Raw genomic sequence first — 21,925 nt, 5'->3', positions numbered from 1 at the left:
TCAGACCCTGTTCCAAATCAAAGGCTAATCCCAGTATGTGCGGCATTATCGGCATCGTCAGCAATTCGGATGTGGCGGAGCGGCTGGTCGATGGCCTTCGTCGGCTGGAATATCGGGGCTATGACAGCGCCGGGGTCGCCGCGCTGTTCGACGGGGCGATCGAGCGGCGGCGGGCCGAGGGCAAGCTGAACAACCTAGCCCGCGAACTGATCGCCGAGCCGCTGCCCGGCACCATCGGCATCGCGCACACCCGCTGGGCGACGCACGGCGCGCCGACCACCGCCAACGCCCATCCCCATGCGACGGGCGAGGTGGCGTTGGTCCACAATGGCATCATCGAGAACTACAAGCCGCTGCGCGAGGCATTGCTGGCCAAGGGGCGGCATTTCGATAGCGAAACGGACAGCGAGGTCGTCGCCCATCTGCTGAGCGACCGGATCGAGGCGGGCATGGACCCGCGCGATGCGGTGCGCGAGGTGCTGCCGCAGCTGCACGGTGCGTTCGCGCTGGCCATACTGTTCCGCCAGCATCCCGACCTGCTGATCGGCGCGCGGCTCGGCTCGCCGCTGGTCGTCGGTTACGGCGAGGGCGAGACGTTCCTGGGTTCAGACGCCCTGGCGCTTGCCCCGCTGACGCAGCGGATCAGCTATCTGGAGGAGGGCGACTGGGTCGTCATCACCCGCGACGGGGCGGAAATCTTCGACCGCGACAATCAGCCGGTCGAGCGGCCGATCACGATTTCGGGCGTTTCCGCCGCACAGGTGGAAAAGGGCAATCACCGGCACTTCATGCTCAAGGAAATCTATGAGCAGCCGATCGTCGTTGCCCAGACGCTTAAATCCTATCTGCGGCGCGAACAGGATCAGGTGTCGCTGCCGATCCCGGAATTCGACCTGGGCGCGATCCGCCGGGTGACCATCGTCGCGTGCGGCACCAGCTTCTATGCGGGGATGGTCGCCAAATACTGGTTCGAACAGTTCGCGCGGGTGCCCGTCGACCTGGATGTCGCATCCGAGTTTCGCTACCGCGAGCCGGTAATGGAGGATGGCGGGCTGATGATCGTCATCAGCCAGTCGGGCGAGACTGCCGATACGCTGGCCGCGCTGCGCCACGCCCGCGCCGAGGGACAGAAGATCGCCGCCGTCGTCAACGTGCCGACCAGCACCATGGCGCGCGAGGCCGACCTGCTGCTCCCCACCCATGCCGGGCCGGAAATCGGCGTTGCGTCCACAAAGGCGTTCACCTGTCAGCTGGCAGTGCTCGCCGCGCTTGCCGCCAATCTGGCGCGGGCCAAGGGGCGGCTGGATGCGCGCGCGGAAAAGGAAGTGGTCCGCCACCTGGCCGAAGCCCCTGCCGCGCTGAACGCCGCGCTCGCCTATGACGAGAAGATCCAGGAGATGGCGCACTTTATTGCCGGTGCGCGGGACGTGCTCTATCTGGGCCGCGGCACCGATTATCCGCTGGCGCTGGAAGGGGCGCTGAAGCTCAAGGAAATCAGCTATATCCATGCCGAGGGCTATGCCGCCGGCGAGATGAAGCATGGCCCCATCGCGCTGATCGACGACGCCGTGCCGGTGATCGTCATCGCCCCATCTGGCCCGCTGTTCGACAAGACCGTCAGCAACATGCAGGAGGTGCAGGCGCGCGGCGGCAAGGTGGTGCTGATTTCCGACTATGACGGCGTGGCGTCGGCGGGCGAGGGATGCCTGGCAACGATCACCATGCCGAAGGTGCACCCGCTGATCGCGCCGCTGGTCTATGCGGTGCCGGTGCAGCTGCTGGCCTATCACGTCGCCGTGGCCAAGGGCACGGACGTCGATCAGCCGCGCAACCTGGCGAAATCAGTGACGGTGGAATAGGCCTCGGTCACACGGGAAGACGGCGAAAACCGGTACCTGCATCCAGCAAGACCGGATCGGGAACCCGGCGTTCGATCAGCGTTTCGTGAAACGTCCGGACCGGACGGATTCTGTCGAATCCAGCCGGCCCGGAAGCGTCCGTTACCAGGGGCGAAGGTCTTCGCCGTAGGATTCACGAAACAACAGAGCGAACATCAGGATTCTCCTGTTTTGGCGCACGATGCGCGTCGAAATGATTAATCGATTTTTAAGCATTTCGCAATTTGCATTCCGGCCAGTTCCGGGACACCCACGAACGACAATTAACCGTTCCTTCAACCCTTGACAGATAGGGGTGAGAGGATGTCCGGAACCGCGCCCTTGCGTCCCAGTTACCAGCGACCGGCAGGGACCGTGCCGGCGGCACCCCTGGAATTGGCAAAGTCGATCCGGGCATCCGAAGGGGCAAGAATAGCCGCCCTGCCGACGGATCGATCCCAGGCAATGCTGATCCTGGTCCGCATCGCCAATTTCGATGTGCTGCGTCGGCATCTGGGGATCGCGGCATCTTTTACCCTGGTCGATCGAATCGCCGATCATCTGCATCACGGCCTGCCCAACGCGCGGATCACGATCAGCGGGCGTCGGACGCTGGAATTGACGCTGTCCCTGGATGCCGATGAGCAGGCGGAACAGGTGCTGGCCGACGCCCGCGCGCTGTTTTCCGAACCGCTGATCCTCGAGGGCGAACGGCACCGGATCGGAATCACGCTGGGCGCGGCCATTGGCAACCCACGCCACGACCCGATCCGGTTGATCGAACTGGCCGAAGCGGCGCTGCGCCAGGCGCAGTCCGATGAGCGTGACATCGTCCGCACGCTTGGCGAATCCGACGACGGGCTGGATCCCATGGCGCTGATCCGTGACCTGCCGGGTGCCATCGCCAACGGACAGATGGTGCTGCATTATCAGCCAAAGGTGCATGTCCGCCGCCAGGAGGTGGCGAGTGTCGAGGCGCTGGTCCGGTGGCGGCATCCAGTGCACGGATTGATCCTGCCCGGCGACTTCATCACCCTGGCCGAACAGGCGGACCAGATCGGGCCGCTGACGCTGTGGACCCTTGCCCAGGCGATCGAGGATCAGGGCGACCTGGCATCGGTGGATCACGACATTCCGATTTTCGTCAACATTTCCGGCCTGTTGCTGGCCGATGCCGAGTTCGTCCGGCTGGCGTCGGAAATGGTCAGCGCCAGCAACGGGCGCATCGGGTTCGAAATCACCGAAACATCGGTCATACGCGATCCGCAGGTGGCGATCCGGCACCTGAAGCTGTTCGCCGATGCCGGGATTCCCATTGCGATCGACGATTATGGCGCTGGCCTGTCGTCGCTGGCCTATCTGAAGCAGCTGCCGGCATCGGAGCTGAAGATCGACAAATTGTTCGTCACCCAGCTGACCAGCAGCAACCGCGATCCGCTGATCGTGCGGTCGACGATCGATCTTGCCCATGCGCTGGACATGGAGGTTGTGGCGGAAGGGGTGGAGACGCCGGCGGCGATGGCACTTCTGAGCGTGATGGGATGCGACCTGATCCAGGGCTATCTGATCAGTCGGCCGATCGAGATCGACGCGCTGAAGGATTATCTGGGCCAGCACCGCTACCGGGAAGCGTTGACCCGCCCGACCTTTTCGTTTCACCGCGGCGACCGCTTCTGGAAACAGGTCGGTCAGGCGGTTTAGCCAGTCCTTAACGACATTCGGTCATCCTTGGGACCGTGGCGTCCCATCTTCTCCCCTGGCCCATCCGGGCTGTCATTCCGTTCGGCCATGCCCTGCGGCTGATCGCGCTGGTCCTGCCGGCCATGCTGGTCGCCGTTCCGGCATCCGCAGCCCAGCCCGTGGCCGCCATGGTCGAGCTTGCCCGGACCCAGATGGCGACCGATCCCGAGCGAGCCGACGCGACTGCTGCTGCTGCCGTGGCCAAGGCAAGGGCGGCCGGTGCCGACGACGCGCTGGCGGCCGCCATCGGGCTGCAGGCGGAGGCGGCGCTGCGGATGCGGCAGGCCGACCGCGCATTGCCGCTGATCGAACAGGCCCTGTCGATTTCAAAGGGAGGACGGGTCAGCGACCGGACCCGCGGGCAATTGTTGCTGACGCGCGGCGGCGTGCGGGCGGCCGGCACTGATGTCGCGGCGTCGCTGAGCGATTACCAGGCCGCCTATCGTCATTTCCTGAATGCAAAGGACCGGCGTAGCCAGGCGGTCGCGCTGGTCGCGATCGGATCGCTGTATCGGGAGGGCGCGGATTACGAAAGCGCGCTGAAATATTATCGACAGGCGCTGACCGCCTATGACGACGATGTACAGCTGACCGTTTTCATCCTGAACAACCGGGGCAACGTCCTCGTCGAAATGGACCGTTACCAAGAGGCGGTCCAGGAATTCGAAGCCGCGCTCCAGCGCGTCCGGGTTCTTGGCAGCAGCAAGGTCGAGGCGACCATTCATCGCAACCTTGCCCGCGCCTATCGGCCGCTTGGCCAGCTCGACCGGGCGGACCAGTCGATCAACGCGGGACTTGCGCTGTTGCAGGGGCCAGGCACCGAAAGCGCGCGGGCGCAACTGCTGGGCGTCGCATCGCGCGTCGCGCTGGACCGCAAAAATGTCGGGCGTGCGATTTCACTGGCCCGGCAAAGTCTGGACGGGGTCGATCCCGACAATTCCAGCCTGGCGTATCGGGACACGCATTTGAGCGCCTATCTGGCGTTCGAGGCGGCCGGCGATCAGCGTGAGGCGCTGGTGCATCTGAAGGCGTTGGAACGGCTGGATGAACAGGCCACGAAACTGGCCATATCCACCAAGACCGCCCTGATGGCGGCCCGGTTCGATTTCCAGAACCAGGAACTGCAGATCGCCCGGCTGAAGGCGGAGGAACTGCGCCGCAACGTCGAATTCGAACGCGCGCGCCAGCGATTTCAGCTGACCCTGTTCATCGGCATCGCCGTCGCGGTTTCGGTGCTGGTCGCGTTGCTGGGATTTGGCGTCATCACCCTGCGTCGCAGCCGCAACCAGGTGCGCGCCGCCAACGTCGAACTCGGCCGGACCAACACAGCGCTTGAAAAGGCGCTGGCGGCCAAGACCGAATTCCTGGCGACGACCAGCCATGAAATTCGCACGCCATTGAACGGCATTCTGGGCATGACCCAGGTGATGCTGGCCGATCCCCGGCTGGAGGCTGCGACGCGCGATCGCATCACGGTGGTGCATGGTGCCGGCGTCACCATGCGCGCGCTGGTCGACGACATTCTGGACGTGGCGAAGATGGAAACGGGCAACCTGACCATCGAACAGGTGCCGATGGACTTGCCCGCCACGCTGACCGACGTATCGCGGCTGTGGCAGGATCAGGCGCGGGCAAAGGGGCTGAGCTTCGACCTGAGCATCGATCCTGCGCTGGGATGGATGGAAGGCGATCCCGCACGGTTGCGCCAGATCGCGTTCAACCTGTTGTCCAACGCGCTGAAGTTCACGGTGGAGGGGCGTGTCGCCCTGGCCGCGCGGGCGGCGGGCGACCGGCTGCTGCTGGAAATCAGCGATTCGGGCATCGGCATTCCGCCCGAAAAGCGCGAGGAAATCTTTGAATCGTTCAAACAGGCTGATTCCGGGACGACGCGCCAGTTCGGCGGCACCGGGCTTGGACTGGCCATCTGTCGCAATCTGGCGCGGGCGATGGGCGGCGATATCGCGGTCGACAGCACCGTCGGCGTCGGATCGACCTTTACGGTCGACTTGCCGCTGATCCGTGCCGATGCACCCGCGGCGATGACGGGCGCGGTCCCCGCAGCCGACGATACCGGCATTTTGGTGATCGAGCGCAATCCAATTGCGCGGGCCATGCTGAAAACGCTGCTCGCGCCCCGCTTCCCCGCAGTGGCGCTCGTCGGATCGGTGGACGAGGCGCTGGAGCATCCGCCATGCCGCGCCATCCTGGCCGACGAGGCGACGCTCAGCACGGGCGGGGATGCGGCGGCGGTCATCGCCCGTCTGGTCGCTCTGGGTGAGGATGGACCGATCCCGCTGCTGATGCTGGCCCAGCCGATGGCGGACGCGGACCGACAGGCGCTGCTGGCGGCAGGTGCGTCGCAAATCCTGCAAAAACCGGTTGCAGGCGATGTGGTTGTTACCAGCTTGCAACAATTCGCTGGTTACACGATGGAAAGGGGCCTTGTGCCCCAGGCCGCTTAGCGCGATAGCGATATAGCCATGCAACACACAATAGCCCGGCAAAAAGACGGGACAGGTCGCAAATGAAGGTTTTGTTCATCGAAGATGATGCGATGAACCGCCGCGTGGTCAGCGATATGCTGGATGTGGCGGGGGCATCGATGGTTGAGGCGCCGCTGGCCGAGGATGGCCTGCGGCTGATCAACGATCAGGATTTCGACGTCGTTCTGGTCGACCTGCGCATGCCCGGCATGGACGGGATGGAGGCCATTCGCCACATCCGGGCGCGGCCGGATGCAAAGGCGGCACTGCCGCTGATCGTGGTCACCGCCGATACGGCCGTCGATCTGCGCGACCGGTGCCTGGCCGCCGGTGCGGACGAGGTACTGTTCAAGCCGGTCGCCATGGATGCCCTGTTCGAAGCGATGGGCCGGATCATGGCCAGCCGGGGCGGCGGCCTGTTGCTGTGAACGGTCCCTCGGCCCGCCTCAATCCTCGTGGATCAGGCTGGTCTTCCGGGTATCCGGCATCAACAGATAGGTGATCAGCGAGACGCCGATCATCGCGGTGACATAGAGGTAGAACCCGCGTTCCCACCCCGCCGATTTCAGCTGCAGGGCGACATATTCTGCCGTCCCGCCAAAGACGGCATTGGCCAGCGCATAGGGCAGGGCAACGCCCAGCGTCCGGATCGCGGCCGGATACATCTCCGCCTTCACGACCCCGCTGATCGCGGAATAGCCCGACACGATGGCCAGTGCCCCCATCACGATCCAGAAGGCGGTGACGGGATCGCGCACCCCCTCCAGCATGGTGAAGATCGGCCAGGTCAGGGTGACCCCCAGCACGCCGAAGCCGACCATCAGCGGCTTTCGTCCCACCCGGTCCGACAGCGCGCCCATGACCGGTTGCAACACCATGAACCCGAACAGGCTGGCGGCGCTGATCGTCGAGGCGACTTCCCGGCTGAACCCGGACGTGTTCACGAGGAACTTCTGCATATAGATGGAATAGGCGTAGAAGGCGAGCGTGCCCCCGGCGGTCAACGCGATGACCGTGCCGGTTTCTCGCGGATGATCGCGCAGCAATGCCACCAGCCCCGATCGCTGCCGCGCGGCTGGGTCGGCATTGTGAAAGCTCTCCGTCTCCATCAGCCCGCGCCGCAGCCAGAAGACGCTGATCGCCAGGATGCCGCCGATCAGGAACGGGATGCGCCAGCCCCATGCGTCCAGCGCCTCGCGCGGCAGCAACTGTTGCAGCAGCAACAACAGGCCGAGCGCGGACAACTGACCGCCGATTAGCGTCACATATTGAAAACTGGCGAAAAAGCCGCGCCGGTTGCGCCCCGCGATTTCGGACAGATAGGTGGCACTGGCGCCATATTCGCCCCCGACCGACAGCCCCTGCATCAGCCGCGCGATCAACAACAGGGCCGGGGCGGCCACGCCGATCGTGGCATAGGTCGGCGTCACAGCGATCAATAGCGACCCAGCGCACATCAGCGTGACCGACAGCGTCAGCCCCGCCTTTCGCCCATGCCGGTCGGAATAGACGCCCATCAGCCAGCCGCCGATGGGCCGCATCAGGAAACCCAGCGCAAACACCGCCGCCGCCTGCAGCAATTCCACCGTGGGATCGCCCGATGGAAAGAAATGCGGCGCGAAATAGAGGGTGAAGGCGGCATAGGCGTACCAGTCATACCATTCGACCAGATTGCCCGCCGACCCGCCGATGATCGACCGGATGCGGCTCGTCATTGCAGGCGCCGTCAAGCCAGTTCCTCGTCCACCCGGCCGTCCAGCGCGGCGACAAGCCGGTCGCGGTCCAGCTGACCCTCCCACCGTGCGACGACGATGGTGGCGACGGCGTTGCCGATGAAATTGGTCAGTGCCCGGCATTCCGACATGAACCGGTCCACCCCCAGGATCAGCGCCATGCCCGCCACCGGGACGGCAGGCACGATGGACAGCGTCGCCGCCAGCGTCACGAAGCCTGCGCCGGTCACGCCTGCCGCGCCCTTTGACGAGATCATGGCAACCCCCAGCAGCGCGATTTCCTGGCCCAGGGTCAATTCGACATTCATCGCCTGGGCAATGAACAGCGCCGCCAGCGTCATGTAGATGTTGGTGCCGTCCAGGTTGAAGGAATAGCCGGTCGGGATCACCAGCCCGACCACCGCCTTGGCACAGCCGGCCTGTTCCAGCTTGCCCATCACGGCGGGCAATGCAGCCTCGGATGACGAGGTGCCCAGCACCAGCAGCAACTCGGCCCGCAGATACCGGATCAGCTTGAAGATCGAAAATCCGGCCAGCGCCGCCACCGTGCCGAGCACCAACAGCACAAAGATCAGCGATGTCGCGTAAAAGGTGGCGATCAGCTTGCCCAGATTGGCCAGGCTGCCGATCCCAAATTCGCCGACGGTGAACGCCATCGCGCCGAACGCGCCGATCGGGGCCAGCCACATCAACAGGCCGACGATCCGGAACACCACCTTGCCCACCCGTTCCAGCAGGTCGAGCACTGGCCGTGCCGGATCCCCGACCAGGACGAATGCCGTGCCGAACAGGATGGAAACCAGCAGCACCTGCAGGATGTTGTCGCCGACGAACGGGCTGATCAGCGTCGTCGGAATGATGCCCAGCAGGAACTTGACCAGCGAAGTTTCATGCGCCTTTTCGGTAAAGCCCGTGACTGCGCTGGCGTCCAGCGTCGCCGGATCGATGTTCAGGCCGGCCCCGGGCTGGACCAGATTGCCGATGATCAGGCCCACGACCAGGGCAAGCGATGAAAAGAACAGGAAATAGAGGAACGCCTTCAGCGCCACCCGGCCGACCTCTGCCATGTCGCGGATGCCGGCGATGCCGGTGACCAATGTCAGGAAGATGACCGGCGCGATGATCATCTTGACCAGCCGGATGAACGCATCGCCCAGCGGTTTCAGCGCCGCGCCGGTTTCGGGTGCGGCAACGCCGACGGCGATGCCCGCCGCGATGCCGATCAGCACCCAGCTGTACAGATGTGTCCACCATCGGCCTTTTGGTGCGGCCGGTGCCGCCGCGCTGCCATCGATGGTGATCGCCATGCACCGTCCCTTTGCCCGAAAAGCAGAGCCTATCGCGGCGCACCATGGTCCGCCAGCCCGCAAAATGCTTGAACCGGCGGGGAATCGCTGTTAGGGGCCTGCGCCAGCGACCGGGAATACGTTCCCGGCGATCCCTATTCTATTGTTCACCGGAGCAACGACGGCCTTATGCAAATCATCGTCCGCGACAATAATGTCGACCAGGCGCTGCGCGCGCTCAAGAAGAAGCTGCAGCGTGAAGGCGTCTATCGCGAGATGAAACTGCGCCGTCATTATGAAAAGCCCAGCGAAAAGCGCGCTCGCGAGCGTGCCGCCGCCGTGCGTCGCGCCCGCAAGATGGAGCGCAAGCGCATGGAGCGCGACGGCGCCAAGTAAGCATCTCCGCCGCGCCGTTGTGGTGCGGCCGGAATGCGACCCGTCTGCCCGAAGGCCGGGTTTGGACGTGGACTGTTCCGGCACGACCGGTTAGGGGGGCGGCTGCAACAGTCGCCCCTTTCTGGTTTCCAGGCTTTTTTCGTTTCGAGGATCCTTGTCCATGTCCGCAACCGCAGTGCCGATCGCTCCCGTCAAGCGCAGCTATGTGGTGTGGATCTGGGTCGGAATCGTTGCGGCGGTGGTGCTTGCCGTGTTGTTGGCCCGGGTCGGCGCCACTGATCCGGTAACGGCCTTTCTGTCGTCCAATGCCTCGCGCTCCGGCGTGGTGACGACGGCGTCCGGCCTGCAATATGAAATCCTGTCGCCGGGGCAGGGCGATGCCAAGCCGACCGATGCCGATGTCGCGCTGATCAACTATGTCGGCACCTTCACCGACGGGACCGAATTTGACCGCAGCCAGCAGCCGGTGCCGTTCCCGGTCGCGCCCGGCGCGTCGATCCCCGGCTTTTCGGAAGCGCTGAAGCTTCTGCCGCGCGGATCAAAGGCGCGCATCTGGATCAAGCCCGAACTGGGCTATGGTTCGCCGGACATCGTCGCCAAGCTGCAGCCGGGCTCGCCCCAGGCCGAACTGGCGGAAAAGGTGCTGGTGTTCGACGTCGACATGCTGGAATTCATGCCCGAACAGGCGTTCCGTCAGATGCAGATGCAGATGATGGGCCCGGGCGGTCCTGGTGCCGGCGGGCCGCCGCCCGGCGCCGAAGGTCCGCCGCAGGGCGCCGGTCAGTAAGGCAACGAACCACGAAACTCCGGGCCGAGGGGTCCGGCGTTTTTGCTTTGGCGCTTTGGCTTGGTCCCGCCGGGCGCGTGCGGGCCAGGCCGAGGCAAAGGGTCGAAGGCTGTTGCTGCCGTCGCCACCCGGTCCAGCCCAGCCCGTGCTGAGCCTGTCGAAGGCGATACCGTCTGTTGCAAACCGGGGGCATATGATCCTCCCCCGCCAGGGAGAGGTGTCAGGCCGCAGGCCTGACGGAGGGGTGGCGCCCTCTCGTGAGCGGTGACCCCTCCGACCCGCTGGCGCAGACCACCTCCCCTTGCAGGGGAGGATCGGGGTTGCGAAAGACATCGTCGCCTTCGACAGGCTCAGCATGAACGGATTGGCGGGGCACTCGGTCAATCCTGCCCGTTGGCCCTTGCCCCGATTGCGAACATTGAGTGGTCGACATAGACTGCCAGTGATGGCCAAACCAAACGAGATCGCCGCAAGGAAGGTGCCGTGGTGGCTTTACCTCATTGGCCCTGTCTTGGGCGTAGGGACCTCCCGGCTTTCGGAGCATTTTCTACCGCCGTTAAGTGATGGCGCTCGTCATTCGATAGTGGTGGCTGCGGCGATCCTCATTGCTGTTCTGCTCACCTACGCCATCTATCGTTTCTCACGTTTTTAGTCGGTAGCCATGTCGATTTTCCACGCATTGGCAGTCGTTCCTAAGTCCACCGCCAAGGTTTAGAGCAGCCCGCGCCCCTCGATCCGGACCACCGGCACCACCGCTCCTTTCGCGGGGGGCGGGGGTAGCGTCAGGGTCAGGGCGGCGTCGGTGCGATCGATCCGCACCGGTTGGCCCGATGCCATCGCCGCGCGGACGATGCTCGATCCGGGCAGAGCGTTGTTGCCGAGCGCCGCTACCCGGACCAGTGCGGTCGGCCATTTGAGGAACAGGATGTTCAGCGCGCCGTTTTTCACCGTGAAGCGGACGTCGTCGGCGGTGAAGGCCTTCAACTGATCCTCGGTATGCATGCCGGCCTTGATGACCGTCGGCCCCTCGCCAAAGATACGCCAGGGGCGGGAGCCGTAGATCGCGGCTTCGCCGTTCGCCTGCATCCATGCGCCGATGCCGTCAAGAATGCGCTCCTCCTCGCTGTCAATGCTGCCGTCGCCACGCATCGGGATCGATAGCAGCAGGTTGCCATTCTTCGACACGACATCGGCCAGCCGCTGGATGACCTGTTCGGCGGGGACATAGGACCGGTCGTTATAGCGCGCGCGGTTATAGTGCCAGTCGCCGATACAGGTGCAGGTCTGCCAGGGTTCGTCGCGCAACCGGTCGGAAAAGCCGCGCTCGATATCCTCGACCAGTGCGCGCCTCTGATAACCGGAAAGTTGCTTGGCGGTCAGCACCACGTCGACGGCGCCGCGCCGCTCGACGCTGCGGCTGTAATAATGGGCCACTGCCTCGATTCCCGTCGATCCGAACGGAAGGCCGTAATCGTCCAGATAGACCAGATCCGGGTCATGCTGTTCCACCAGGTCCGTCTGCCGCGCCAGCCATTTGGCGACGAAATGCGGGTTCTGCGGCGGGGCGTGCTGCATCCACCGGCCGCTATGCACATCATGCCAGTCGCGCATCGCCGCGTTCGTCGTGATGCCGTCCGGCGGGACGAAGGCCGGGCCGGTATAGAGCTGTTGCGGGTCAAGCCCCTCCCACCATTTGCCCTTGCCGTCGGCCCGGGTCAGCCGCGCCGCGTCATAACGCTCGCCCGCCCGCGGCCCTTCGGCATCATAGCTATAGGCGGTCTGCCACCAGTGCCATGCATGGCTGATGTGATTCGACACGCCAAAGCGCAGCCCCTCTGCCCGCGCCAGTTTCGCCCAGGTGCCGACAATGTCGCGCTTCGGCCCGACGCGGACGGCGTTCCATCCGTGGTGGCGGCTGTTCCAGCAATCGAAATTGTCGTGATGCGCCGCCAGCGCCATGAAATAGCGCGCGCCCAGGCCCTTGTACCGCCGGATCAGATAGGCGGGATCCCATGCCTCCGCTTTCCAGCGGTTCTCCATTTCCATGAAGCCGGTATCGGCCGGGTGGCCATAGGTCCTGACGTGGTGATCGTAGCGGTAATCGCCGGGTAGATACATCAACCGGCCATACCAGTCCCCCGCCTCCGGCACGCACTGCGCCGACCAGTGCGCCCAGATCCCGAACTTTGCGTCCCGGAACCAGTCGGGTGTGCGATAGGCCGCGGTCAGCGCCGACCAGTTGGCGGGGACCGCGCGGCCAGTCATCGCCTGTGCCCGACCCGGCAGGGCGGCGACGCCCGCCGCTGCAAGTCCGATCCTTATCAATGACCGTCGCCGCATCCTCACCCACCCGCTTCGCTGTTTTTCGGCGTGAGCAGCATCAGCCATTCAATTCCGAAAATAAATATGCCAAATGACCGCATAGAGAAGACGGGGAGGGGGAGCGTCGCGTGGTTCGTGCCGGAAACTGGTTGATCATGGGGCTGGCGGCGCTGCTGACAACGATGACAGCCGCCCGCGCGCAGGGAAGCGAGGCTCACCCGGTCCCTCGGTTGGCGAATCAGGCGGGCCGCCACGCCCTGATCGTCGATGGCAAGCCGTTCCTGATCCTGGGCGCACAGGCGCATAACAGCAGCAATTATCCGGCGATGCTGGATACCGTTTGGCCGGTGCTCGACCGCATTCACGCCAACACGCTGGAAATCCCGGTGGCGTGGGAACAGGTGGAGCCGGAGGAAGGGCGGTTCGATTTCAGCTATGTCGACACGCTGCTTGAACAGGCGCGGGCGCACGACAAGCGTCTGGTGCTGTTATGGTTCGCCACCTGGAAGAATACCGGGCCCAGCTATGTCCCGGCCTGGGTAAAGCGGGACAATCAGCGGTTTCCAAGGATGCGCACGGCAGTGGGCGGGACGCATTACGCCCTGTCCCCGCATCACCGAACGACGCTGGAAGCGGACAAGCGGGCATTTGTCCGCCTGATGCAGCATCTGAAGGCGCGCGATCCGCAGCACACCGTCATCCTGGTCCAGCCGCAGAACGAAGTCGGCGTGTATGGCCAGAAACGCGATTTTTCGACCGCCGCCAATCGCCTGTTCGCTGGCCCGGTGCCCGATGCGCTTGCCCGCCAGACGGGCCGCAAGGGGACATGGACCGAGGTGTTCGGCAAGGATGCGGACACCGCATTCAATGCCTGGCACACCGCCAGCTATATCGACGAGATCGCCGCCGCCGGAAAGGCGGTAAAGCCGCTGCCGATGTACACCAACGCCGCGCTGAGCGGTGCGTTCGCCAAGCCGGGCGAGAATAGCGGGGCATCGGGCGGCCCCGACTGGATGATGATCGATGTGTGGAAGGCGGCGGCCCCGCATATCGATTTCGTCGCGCCGGACATTTATTCGGGCGAAGCGCGCGAGTTCCTGAAACAGCTCGATCATTATGCGCGGGCCGACAATGCGCTGATGGTCCCGGAATATGGCAACCATGCCAAGTTCGCGCGCTTTTTCTGGCCGATGCTGGGCAAGGGTGCAATCGGCATGGCGCCGTTCGGCATGGATGCCAGCGGCTATTCCAACTATCCGCTGGGTGCCAAGGTGCTGGACGACGCCACGCTGGATGCCTTTGCCGCGCCCTATCGCCTGTTCGCCCCTGCCGCCGGGGTCTGGGCCAGGATTGCGCTGGAACGGCCAACCTGGGGCACGACCAAGGGGGCCGACAGCCTGGTTGACGAAACCGTGATGGGCCAGTGGAAGGTCAGCGCCCATTACGAGGAATGGCAATTTGCCGACCGGGACAGCCCCTGGCTGAAGATCGATCCGCATCCGACCACCGGGCAGCCGGTCGGTGGTGCGGTGGTGGCGCAGCTTTCGGACGACGAGTTCCTGGCGGCGGGCACCGATGTCCGTTTGAAGTTCAGCGGGGCCGGGCTGCCTGCCGGGCGGCAGGGCATCGTGCTGCGCGTCGAAGAAGGGCGGTTCGACGCGAACGGCATTTGGATCATGCGCCGTGTCTGGAATGGCGACCAGACCGATTACGGCCTGAATTTCGGTGCCGAGCCGGTGTTTCTGAAAATTACCATGGGCAGTTTCAAGGAGTGACGATGCGCGCGTTCAACGGGATGGGGGCGGCGCTGGCGCTGCTGATGGCTGGCGTGTCTGCGGTTCCTGCATGGGCGGCCGAGGTGGAAAAGGTGCCGGGCGGCGTGGTGGTCACCCCCGATGGTGGCCCGGCGAAGAAGGTGCGGGTGCTCGTCTATGGCGCGGATCGGTTCCGCGTGTCGGCAACCCCCACGGCGGATTTCAACCGCCCCGACAGCATCATCGTCGTCGCCAAGCCCGATGGCGCCTTCACGGTCACCGAGACCAGCGGCACCGTTACCGTGAAAGCGGAACGGGGCAGTGCGACCATCCGGCTGTCCGACGGACAGGTCAGCTTTGCCGATGCGGCCGGCAATACGGTCCTGACCGAGGCGGCGCGCGGCGCATTCCAGCCGGTGACGGTCGAGGGCGAGCAGTTCGTCGCCGTGAACCAGCAATTCAATCGCGGCACGGACGAGGGCTTTTTCGGCCTGGGCCAGCATCAGAACGGCCAGATGAATTACAATGGCGAGGATGTGGAACTTGCCCAGCACAATATGGCGATCGCCATCCCGTTCGTGGTGTCGACCAACAATTACGGCGTGCTGTGGGATAATGAAAGCATCACGCGGTTCGGCGATCCCGTGCCCTATGCCCATGTCGGATCGGCGGACGACAAGGGGCTGACCGTCACCAGCGACGGCCAGCCGGGATGGAAGGCCGAATATTTCCTGGACGACAAGCTGGCGGTCAGCCGCCAGGAAACGACGATCAACTACGAATATATCCGCGACCAGAAGAACTGGCCCGAAGCCGCCAAGGCGCAGACCGTGGCTGCGACCACGGGTCAGAACACGGCGGGCAATGCCGTGCAGCAGCAGCGGGTGGTGTGGACCGGCATGCTGAACCCGGCGGCCAGCGGCACGCACAAGTTCAAGCTTTACAGCTCGCATTATGTGAAGGTGTTCGCCAACGGCAAGGAAGTGCTGTCGCGCTGGCGCCAGAACTGGAACCCCTGGTTCCATAACTTCGAATTGCCGATGACGGCGGGCAAACCCGTCGAGGTTCGGATCGAATGGTCGCCCAATGCAGGGTACATCGCGCTCTATCACAATGATCCGTTGCCCGAGCCGGACCGCAAGTCGCTGTGGTTGTCATCGGAACTGGCGAAGGGGCTGGATTACTATGTCGTCACTGGCGACAATCTGGATCAGGTGATCGGCGGATACCGCGCGCTGACCGGCCAGGCGTCGATGATGCCCAAATGGGCATATGGTTTCTGGCAGTCGCGCCAGCGCTACAACACGCAGGACGAGTTGCTCGGCGTGGTGCGCGAGTATCGCAAGCGCCAGTTCCCGATCGACAATATCGTGCAGGACTGGTTCTACTGGCCCGAAAACGCCTGGGGCAGCCATGAATTCGACACCGCCCGCTTCCCCGATGCCAAGGGGATGGTGGACGAAGTGCACGCGCTGAACGCGCGCATCATGATTTCGGTCTGGCCGAAATTCTATCCAACGACTGACCATGCCAAGGCGCTGGACGCCAAGGGCTGGCTCTATCGCCGTCCGCTGGAGGCGGGACAACTCGACTGGGTGGGCAAGGGTTATCTGAACACCTTCTACAACCCCTACACCAAGGGTGCGCGCGAGCTTTACTACAAGCAGATCGAGGACAAGCTGGTCGGCATGGGCTTCGATGCCTGGTGGATGGATGCGACCGAACCGGACTGGCATTCCAACCTGTCGGTCGAGGAACGCAAATTCCAGATGAGCCATCCGGACAGCGGCGTCGGCGCGGCGCGGTTCAACAGCTTTCCGCTGATCCATGCCGACGGCATGGCCGATGGCCTGCGCGGTAGCTATCCCGACAAGCGGCCCTTCATTCTGACGCGATCGGGCTATGCCGGTGTCCAGCGCGCATCGAGCGCGCTGTGGTCCGGCGATATCGTCGCGCGCTGGGATGATCTGCGTGACCAGATTTCGGCCGGGGTCAACCTGTCCATGGCGGGGGTGCCCAACTGGACGCACGATATCGGCGGTTTTGCCGTCGAGGACCGTTATTCAAAGGAGGATCCGGCACATCTTGCCGAATGGCGCGAACTGAACCTGCGCTGGTTCCAGTTTGGTGCGTTCAGTCCGCTGTTCCGCAGTCACGGCGAGTTCCCGCTCCGCGAAGTCTATAATCTCGCGGGCGACGATCAGGCGGCGTATCAGTCGATGCTCGATTACACCCGGCTGCGCTATCGCCTGATGCCCTATATCTACACGCTGGCGGCGGACACGCATTTCAAATCCGGCACGATCATGCGCGGGCTGGCGATGGATTTCCCAAGCGACCGCAAGGGCTGGGACGTGAACAACCAGTATCTGTTCGGACCGGCCTTCCTCGTCGCGCCGGTGACCGAGTTCGGGGCGAAGAGCCGCAGCGTCTGGCTACCCGCCGGGGCCGACTGGTACGACTTCGCCACCGGCAACTATTTGAAGGGTGGGCAGGCGATCACCGCTGACGCACCGCGCGAACGGATGCCATTGTTCGTTCGCGCCGGATCGATCGTGCCGACCGGGCCAGCGGTGCAACATACCGCCGAACAGCCGGATGGTCCGCTGGTCCTGCACGTCTTTGCCGGGGCCGATGCCAGTTTCGATCTGTATGAGGATGACGGCACGTCGATGGGCTTTGCCCGCGGCGAATATGCGCGCACCCCGATCCGCTGGGATGACGAGGCGGGCACGCTGACCATCGGCGCGCGCCGGGGTAGCTATCCCGGCATGGCGGGCAAGCGTGGCATTTCGGTGCGCGTCCATCGCCCCGACCGGGCGGTTGCCCCCAGCTTCGATGCCGGGCCGGTCCAGATCGTCTATGACGGCAAGGCGGTCACGCTGGGACCGGATCGGTTGCGGTAGCGGAGCTGGGAGAGAGAGGGGACACTCCCTAAGGTGGCCTCCCCTCATTCCCGCAAGAGCAGAGGGACTTGCGCTATCCCGTCGCACACCGCCTCGATTCCCTGCCAGATCGCGGCCAGGTCGGCGTCGTCGATGCAATAGGGCGGCATGACATAGACGGTATTGCCAAGCGGGCGGATCAACAGGTCGCGCTCGCGGAACGCGGCCAGCAGGCGCGGGGCAATATCGGCCAGATAGCCGTCCCCGCTCTGCCCGAATTCGAACGCCGCGACCGTGCCGATGTTGCGGCAATTGTGCGCCCATGGCCGTGCAGCAATCCGCGCCAGCCAGCCGAGTTGCCGGGCGGTCAGGCTGGCCACGCGGTCCAGCACCGGCTCGTCGCGCCAGATCGCCAGATTGGCGGTGGCCGCAGCACAGGCGATGGGATTGGCGGTATAGCTGGATGAATGAAAGAACATCCGCGCCCGGTCGGCGGACCGATGCGCCTCGAAGATCCGCTCGCTCGCCATGGTGACCGCCAGCGGAACGGCTCCCCCGGTCAGCCCCTTGGACAGGCACAGCAGGTCGGGCACTACGCCAGCCTGATCGCACGCCAGCAGCGTGCCCGTACGGCCCCAGCCTGTCATCACCTCGTCCGCGATGAACAGCACGTCATGCGCGGCGCAGATACGCGCCATTTCGGCGAGTGTTCCGGGCGAGAAGATCAGCATCCCGCCCGCCCCCAGCAGCAGCGGCTCGACGATCAACGCCGCTGGTCGTGCACGACACGCGGCTTCAAGCGCGTCCAGCGTCGCCTGCTCCCGTCCGGCGACGGGAAAGGGCAGGGTGGCGACGTCGAACAGCAGTGGCTGATAGGCACGGTTGAACACGCCGCGCGCGCCCACGGACATCGCGCCGATCGTATCGCCGTGATAGCCGTGTTCCATCACCAGGATGCGGTCGCGCGGCTCGCCGATGTTCAGCCAATAGCCAAGGGCCATTTTCAGCGCGACCTCGACCGCCGTCGAGCCGCTGTCGGAGAAGAACACTCGGGAGAGGGCAGGCGGCATAATGGCGCGCAGACCCGCCGCCACCGCTTCGGCATAGGGATGCGTCCAGCCGGCAAAGATGATCTGGTCCATCTGCCTTGCCGCCTCCGCGATCGCGGCCATGATCCGGGGATGGCTGTGCCCGTGCGTCGTCACCCACCAGCTGGAAATGGCATCGATGATCCGGCGACCGTCGCGGGTATGCAGGGCCGCGCCCTCGGTCCGCACCACTTCCGGGATCGGCTCGTTCAACCCGTGCTGCGTGAATGGGTGCCAGATGCTGCTCATGCAAAGGCGTCCAGCCGGAAATGCTGCGAAAATGCTGCAGTCAGCGTTTCGCGCGTCAGCGGGTCTAACCGGGGCAGACGGCCCAGTCGCCGGACCTTGCCCAACGCCGCGATTGTCGCTTCGCTATCTTCATTGGCCTCGCCGTTGAAGGCGACGCCCAGGATATGGACGCTGCGCGCGCGCAGCGCCTCGATGCTGAGCAAGCTGTGGTTGATGGTGCCAAGAGTGGTGCGGGCGACCAGCACGACCGGCGCGCCCCAGCGGGCGAACAGATCCGCATAGAGCAGATCGCGGGTCACCGGCACCAGCACGCCGCCCGCGCCCTCCACGACCAGCGGACGGGCATGGCGCGGCAGGGTCAATCGGTCCGGGTCGATCGTAACGCCGTCCAGTTCCGCTGCACGGTGGGGCGAAAGCGGCGCGTTCAGCCGGTAGCGCTCGGGCAGGATCCGCTCGGCGGCCAGGCCCGACAAGTCGCGAACCCGGTCGGAATCGCAGCCATCGGCCAGGCCGGACTGGACGGGTTTCCAATAGACGCCGCCCAGCGCACCGACCAGCGCAGCGGCGAACACCGTCTTGCCCGCATCGGTATCGGTGCCGGCGACGATGATGGCGGGTGCCGTCGTCACGCCATCGCATCCTGCAGCGCGGCCGCGAGGCCCCCCAGATCGCCTGCCGATATATTCAATGTCAGCGACAGGCGCAGGCGTGCAGTGCCCATGGGGATGGTCGGCGGGCGGATCCCGCGCACGTCGAACCCGGCGGCCTGCAGCAGGGCCGCCACCTGCATCACCCGTCCGTCGTCGCCCAGGATGACCGGGATGATCTGGCTGCCGGTCGCTTCGATCCCCAGCGGTGCCAGCACCCGATTCGCCTCGGCGATCAGCGTGTGCAGCCCGGCCCGTCGATCCGGTTCATCGGCCAGGATGCGCAGCGACTCGCGCACCATGGCGGCAATCAGGGGTGACGGAGCGGTCGAATAGATGAATGCCCGGCCACGGTTGACGATGAAGTCGCGCATTACCGTCGGCAAACAGACCAGCGCGCCCTCCACCCCCATCGCCTTGCCACAGGTATGCACGCTGATCCGGCGGGGCGATGGCTGCGACAGGCCCTGGCCATGATCGCCGAACACGCCGGTCGCATGCGCCTCGTCCACTACCAGCACCGCGTCATGGGCCTCGGCAAGCGCTGCCAGCGCCTCCAGCGGCGCGCGGTCCCCGTCCATGCTGTACAGGCTTTCGACCACGATCCACGGCGTCCCCATGCCGCCCGATCGCCGCCAGTCGGCGATGGCGTCGGCAAAGGCCTGGACGCTGTTATGGGTTACGGACCGCACATCGGCGCGGGCCAGCCGCATCCCTTCATGCGCGCTGGCATGGACCAGCGCATCGTGCAGGATCAGGTCGCCCCGCTGGGGCAGGGTCGACAGGATCGTCGCATTGGCGGCGAACCCGCTGGAAAAGAACAGCGATGACTCGGCCTCGAAAAATGCTGCGGCTTCCGCCTCCAGCGCCTCATGCTCGGGATCGTTGCCGCGCAGCAGGCGCGACCCTCCCGATCCCGCTGCCACGCCGCGTTCCAGCGCGGCCTGCGCGGCCTTTGCCAGGCGCGGCGACCGCGCCAGAGCCAGATAGTCGTTGGAGGAAAAATCGAAGCCGGATCGCGGCGCCAAAGCCCGGTGCCGATTGACTGCGGCCAATCCCGCAAGATCGGTGGAAAGGGTTTCGCTGGCACGCATGGCACGCTGTTAGGATCAGCCGCGATCGAAGGAAAGCCGGTCGGGCGATTGCCCGGTGCTATCCCCGCCGATGCGCCCGGCCCGCCCGGCGGTGGATGCCGCCTATCCTTCCAGCTGGCGCATCAGGACGGTGACGGCTGCGTCGATTTCCTGGTCCCTGGCGCGCAGTTCCTCGATCCGCTTGACCGCATGAATGACGGTCGAATGATCGCGATTGCCGAACTTTCGGCCGATTTCGGGCAGGGAACGCGTCGTCAGCCGCTTGGCCAGATACATGGCGATCTGGCGTGGCCGGGCGATGGCGACCGCGCGCCGGGCAGAAATCAGGTCGATCTGGCGCACATGATAATGTGCTGACACCGCCCGCTGGATTTCGTCGATGGTGATCCTGCGCTGCGCACCCTTCAGCACCTCGCCCAGCGTCGCGACGGCGAAGTCCATCGTCACGGCCTGACCGGTCAGCTGGGCATAGGCGACCAGCCGGTTCAGCGCCCCTTCCAGTTCGCGGACCGAATGGCTCAGCCGCTGGGACAACAGGTCCAGTACATCCACCGGAATGGCGGTGCCCGGCATGTCGGCCAGCTTGGCGGTCAGGATCTGCTTGCGCAGCGCCAGTTCGGGCGGGCGGATATCCGCCACCAGCCCGGATGCCAGTCGGGTCATCAGCCGGGTTTCCACGCCCTCCAGCTGCTGTGGCGGGCGATCGGCGGCGACGACGAGCCGTTTGCCCGCCCCCATGAATTCATTGACGGTGTGGAAAAACTCTTCCTGCGTCGATTCCTTGCCCGCGATGAACTGCAGGTCGTCGATCATCAGCAGGTCGACGCCGCGCAGCCGCGCCTTAAACGAAAAGGTATCGCGCGCACGGACAGCCTGCACGAATTCGTACATGAACCGTTCGGCGGGCATGTAAATGGCGGTGGCATCGGGCTGCGCGTCCAGAAACGCCTGGCCGATGGCATGCATCAGATGCGTTTTGCCCAGCCCGGTTGCACTGTGCAGATATAGCGGGCTGAACCGCGGGCGACCCGGTTCGGCCAGCGCTCGCGCCGCATTGCACGCCACCCGGTTGGATTCGTCGGTCAGGAACCGGTCGAAGGTCAGCCGGGGATCGAAGGGCTGGCCGCCGCTGCGCCGGCTGGGATCGGACGGGGCGACCATCGCACTGACCGGCGCTGCCGCAGCGGGTGCGCTCGGCATATCCGTCGCGGCGGCAATCGGGCGCTTGTCCGGTTGGGGGGCAGCGGGCTTGGCCGGTGCCGCTTCCACGATCCGCATTTCGACGGCGGCGGGCAGGGTTTCGATCGACACCTTGCGAATCGACGGCAACAGCGTGCGGAATTCGAAGAAGATGCGGTCGGCGTAGTGATTGCGGACCCAGCTGGCCATGAACGCCGATGGCAAGCCCAGGCGGACATGCCGGTCGCCTTCGCCTTCCATCAGCCGAATCGGCTTCAGCCACTGATCGAACAGGCGAGCGCCGGCGGACGTGCGCAGGTTGTCGCGCACCCGGCTCCACGCATCGGCAACGGCAGGATTGGGTTCGTATGCTATGTTCACTTCCTGTCCCGCAAGGCCTGCCAC

At 64.9% G+C, this 21,925-nt stretch carries 16 protein-coding genes; 9 read left to right on the top strand and 7 right to left on the bottom strand.

Annotated elements, in window-relative coordinates; translation table 11 throughout:
* Positions 1-35 precede the first annotated feature (35 nt).
* The 4 genes from glmS to ACPVPU_RS00065 all read left to right on the top strand — a co-directional run bounded on the left by glmS (position 36) and on the right by ACPVPU_RS00065 (position 6,528).
* The gene (gene glmS, locus ACPVPU_RS00080; RefSeq protein ID WP_448658868.1) at positions 36-1,859 is read left to right on the top strand and encodes a glutamine--fructose-6-phosphate transaminase (isomerizing); all 1,824 of its coding nucleotides are present in this window, start codon (positions 36-38) and stop codon (positions 1,857-1,859) included.
* 342 nt (positions 1,860-2,201) lie between these two features.
* On the top strand, positions 2,202-3,578 hold the full coding sequence (locus tag ACPVPU_RS00075; RefSeq protein WP_448658867.1) for an EAL domain-containing protein: 1,377 nt from the start codon (positions 2,202-2,204) through the stop codon (positions 3,576-3,578).
* 35 nt (positions 3,579-3,613) lie between these two features.
* The gene (locus ACPVPU_RS00070) at positions 3,614-6,079 is read left to right on the top strand and encodes an ATP-binding protein (protein ID WP_448658866.1); all 2,466 of its coding nucleotides are present in this window, start codon (positions 3,614-3,616) and stop codon (positions 6,077-6,079) included.
* 62 nt (positions 6,080-6,141) lie between these two features.
* Positions 6,142-6,528, top strand: a complete 387-nt coding sequence (locus ACPVPU_RS00065) for a response regulator (RefSeq protein WP_448658865.1) — start codon at positions 6,142-6,144, stop codon at positions 6,526-6,528.
* 18 nt (positions 6,529-6,546) lie between these two features.
* On the opposite strand, the gene ACPVPU_RS00060 is transcribed toward ACPVPU_RS00065, so the two are convergent.
* Both ACPVPU_RS00060 and ACPVPU_RS00055 read right to left on the bottom strand, forming a co-directional pair.
* The gene (locus ACPVPU_RS00060) at positions 6,547-7,815 is read right to left on the bottom strand and encodes an MFS transporter (protein WP_448658864.1); all 1,269 of its coding nucleotides are present in this window, start codon (positions 7,813-7,815) and stop codon (positions 6,547-6,549) included.
* Positions 7,816-7,826: 11 nt separating this feature from the next.
* Positions 7,827-9,140 (bottom strand): dicarboxylate/amino acid:cation symporter, encoded by a 1,314-nt coding sequence (locus ACPVPU_RS00055; RefSeq protein ID WP_448658863.1) that lies wholly within the window; start codon positions 9,138-9,140, stop codon positions 7,827-7,829.
* Between the two features lie 168 nt (positions 9,141-9,308).
* Between ACPVPU_RS00055 and rpsU the strand changes: the two genes are divergently transcribed.
* The 3 genes from rpsU (at position 9,309) to ACPVPU_RS00040 (ending at position 10,954) form a co-directional block, all read left to right on the top strand.
* On the top strand, positions 9,309-9,515 hold the full coding sequence (rpsU, locus tag ACPVPU_RS00050; protein ID WP_448658862.1) for a 30S ribosomal protein S21: 207 nt from the start codon (positions 9,309-9,311) through the stop codon (positions 9,513-9,515).
* A gap of 160 nt (positions 9,516-9,675) precedes the next feature.
* Positions 9,676-10,302, top strand: coding sequence for an FKBP-type peptidyl-prolyl cis-trans isomerase (locus ACPVPU_RS00045; protein WP_448658861.1), 627 nt, complete (start codon positions 9,676-9,678; stop codon positions 10,300-10,302).
* 442 nt (positions 10,303-10,744) lie between these two features.
* On the top strand, positions 10,745-10,954 hold the full coding sequence (locus ACPVPU_RS00040) for a hypothetical protein (protein ID WP_448658860.1): 210 nt from the start codon (positions 10,745-10,747) through the stop codon (positions 10,952-10,954).
* Positions 10,955-11,013: 59 nt separating this feature from the next.
* Here the strand turns inward: ACPVPU_RS00040 and ACPVPU_RS00035 are convergent, their stop codons facing one another.
* Positions 11,014-12,642, bottom strand: a complete 1,629-nt coding sequence (locus tag ACPVPU_RS00035; protein WP_448658859.1) for an alpha-L-fucosidase — start codon at positions 12,640-12,642, stop codon at positions 11,014-11,016.
* A gap of 137 nt (positions 12,643-12,779) precedes the next feature.
* On the opposite strand from ACPVPU_RS00035, the gene ACPVPU_RS00030 reads away from it, so the two are divergent.
* Positions 12,780-14,399 (top strand): DUF5597 domain-containing protein, encoded by a 1,620-nt coding sequence (locus ACPVPU_RS00030; protein WP_448660553.1) that lies wholly within the window; start codon positions 12,780-12,782, stop codon positions 14,397-14,399.
* A gap of 2 nt (positions 14,400-14,401) precedes the next feature.
* Complete coding sequence (locus tag ACPVPU_RS00025) at positions 14,402-17,284, top strand: TIM-barrel domain-containing protein (protein WP_448658858.1); 2,883 nt, start codon at positions 14,402-14,404, stop codon at positions 17,282-17,284.
* A 44-nt stretch (positions 17,285-17,328) separates the two neighbouring features.
* Here ACPVPU_RS00025 and ACPVPU_RS00020 read toward each other — a convergent pair whose 3' ends face one another.
* The 4 genes from ACPVPU_RS00020 to dnaA all read right to left on the bottom strand — a co-directional run bounded on the left by ACPVPU_RS00020 (position 17,329) and on the right by dnaA (position 21,901).
* The gene (locus ACPVPU_RS00020) at positions 17,329-18,600 is read right to left on the bottom strand and encodes an adenosylmethionine--8-amino-7-oxononanoate transaminase (protein WP_448658857.1); all 1,272 of its coding nucleotides are present in this window, start codon (positions 18,598-18,600) and stop codon (positions 17,329-17,331) included.
* Positions 18,597-19,229 (bottom strand): dethiobiotin synthase, encoded by a 633-nt coding sequence (gene bioD, locus ACPVPU_RS00015; RefSeq protein WP_448658856.1) that lies wholly within the window; start codon positions 19,227-19,229, stop codon positions 18,597-18,599. Before bioD ends, ACPVPU_RS00020 begins: the two co-directional genes overlap by 4 nt.
* Positions 19,226-20,341 carry an 8-amino-7-oxononanoate synthase gene (locus tag ACPVPU_RS00010; protein WP_448658855.1) on the bottom strand — a complete coding sequence of 372 codons (1,116 nt, stop codon included), beginning with the start codon at positions 20,339-20,341 and terminating at the stop codon, positions 19,226-19,228. Before ACPVPU_RS00010 ends, bioD begins: the two co-directional genes overlap by 4 nt.
* A gap of 102 nt (positions 20,342-20,443) precedes the next feature.
* Complete coding sequence (gene dnaA, locus ACPVPU_RS00005; protein ID WP_448658854.1) at positions 20,444-21,901, bottom strand: chromosomal replication initiator protein DnaA; 1,458 nt, start codon at positions 21,899-21,901, stop codon at positions 20,444-20,446.
* Positions 21,902-21,925 lie beyond the last annotated feature (24 nt).

The sequence above is a fragment of the Sphingomonas paludis genome (assembly GCF_053502515.1).
This window is presented reverse-complemented; position numbering and strand designations above follow the sequence as displayed.

Coding starts and splice junctions, on each gene's coding strand:
- ACPVPU_RS00055 (WP_448658863.1), bottom strand. CDS start 9,140: ATGGCGATCACCATCGATGGCAGCGCGGCGGCACCGGCCGCACCAAAA.
- ACPVPU_RS00030 (WP_448660553.1), top strand. CDS start 12,780: ATGGGGCTGGCGGCGCTGCTGACAACGATGACAGCCGCCCGCGCGCAG.
- ACPVPU_RS00075 (WP_448658867.1), top strand. CDS start 2,202: ATGTCCGGAACCGCGCCCTTGCGTCCCAGTTACCAGCGACCGGCAGGG.
- ACPVPU_RS00010 (WP_448658855.1), bottom strand. CDS start 20,341: ATGCGTGCCAGCGAAACCCTTTCCACCGATCTTGCGGGATTGGCCGCA.
- ACPVPU_RS00060 (WP_448658864.1), bottom strand. CDS start 7,815: ATGACGAGCCGCATCCGGTCGATCATCGGCGGGTCGGCGGGCAATCTG.
- rpsU (WP_448658862.1), top strand. CDS start 9,309: ATGCAAATCATCGTCCGCGACAATAATGTCGACCAGGCGCTGCGCGCG.
- ACPVPU_RS00025 (WP_448658858.1), top strand. CDS start 14,402: ATGCGCGCGTTCAACGGGATGGGGGCGGCGCTGGCGCTGCTGATGGCT.
- ACPVPU_RS00065 (WP_448658865.1), top strand. CDS start 6,142: ATGAAGGTTTTGTTCATCGAAGATGATGCGATGAACCGCCGCGTGGTC.
- ACPVPU_RS00020 (WP_448658857.1), bottom strand. CDS start 18,600: ATGAGCAGCATCTGGCACCCATTCACGCAGCACGGGTTGAACGAGCCG.
- ACPVPU_RS00045 (WP_448658861.1), top strand. CDS start 9,676: ATGTCCGCAACCGCAGTGCCGATCGCTCCCGTCAAGCGCAGCTATGTG.
- ACPVPU_RS00035 (WP_448658859.1), bottom strand. CDS start 12,642: ATGCGGCGACGGTCATTGATAAGGATCGGACTTGCAGCGGCGGGCGTC.
- glmS (WP_448658868.1), top strand. CDS start 36: ATGTGCGGCATTATCGGCATCGTCAGCAATTCGGATGTGGCGGAGCGG.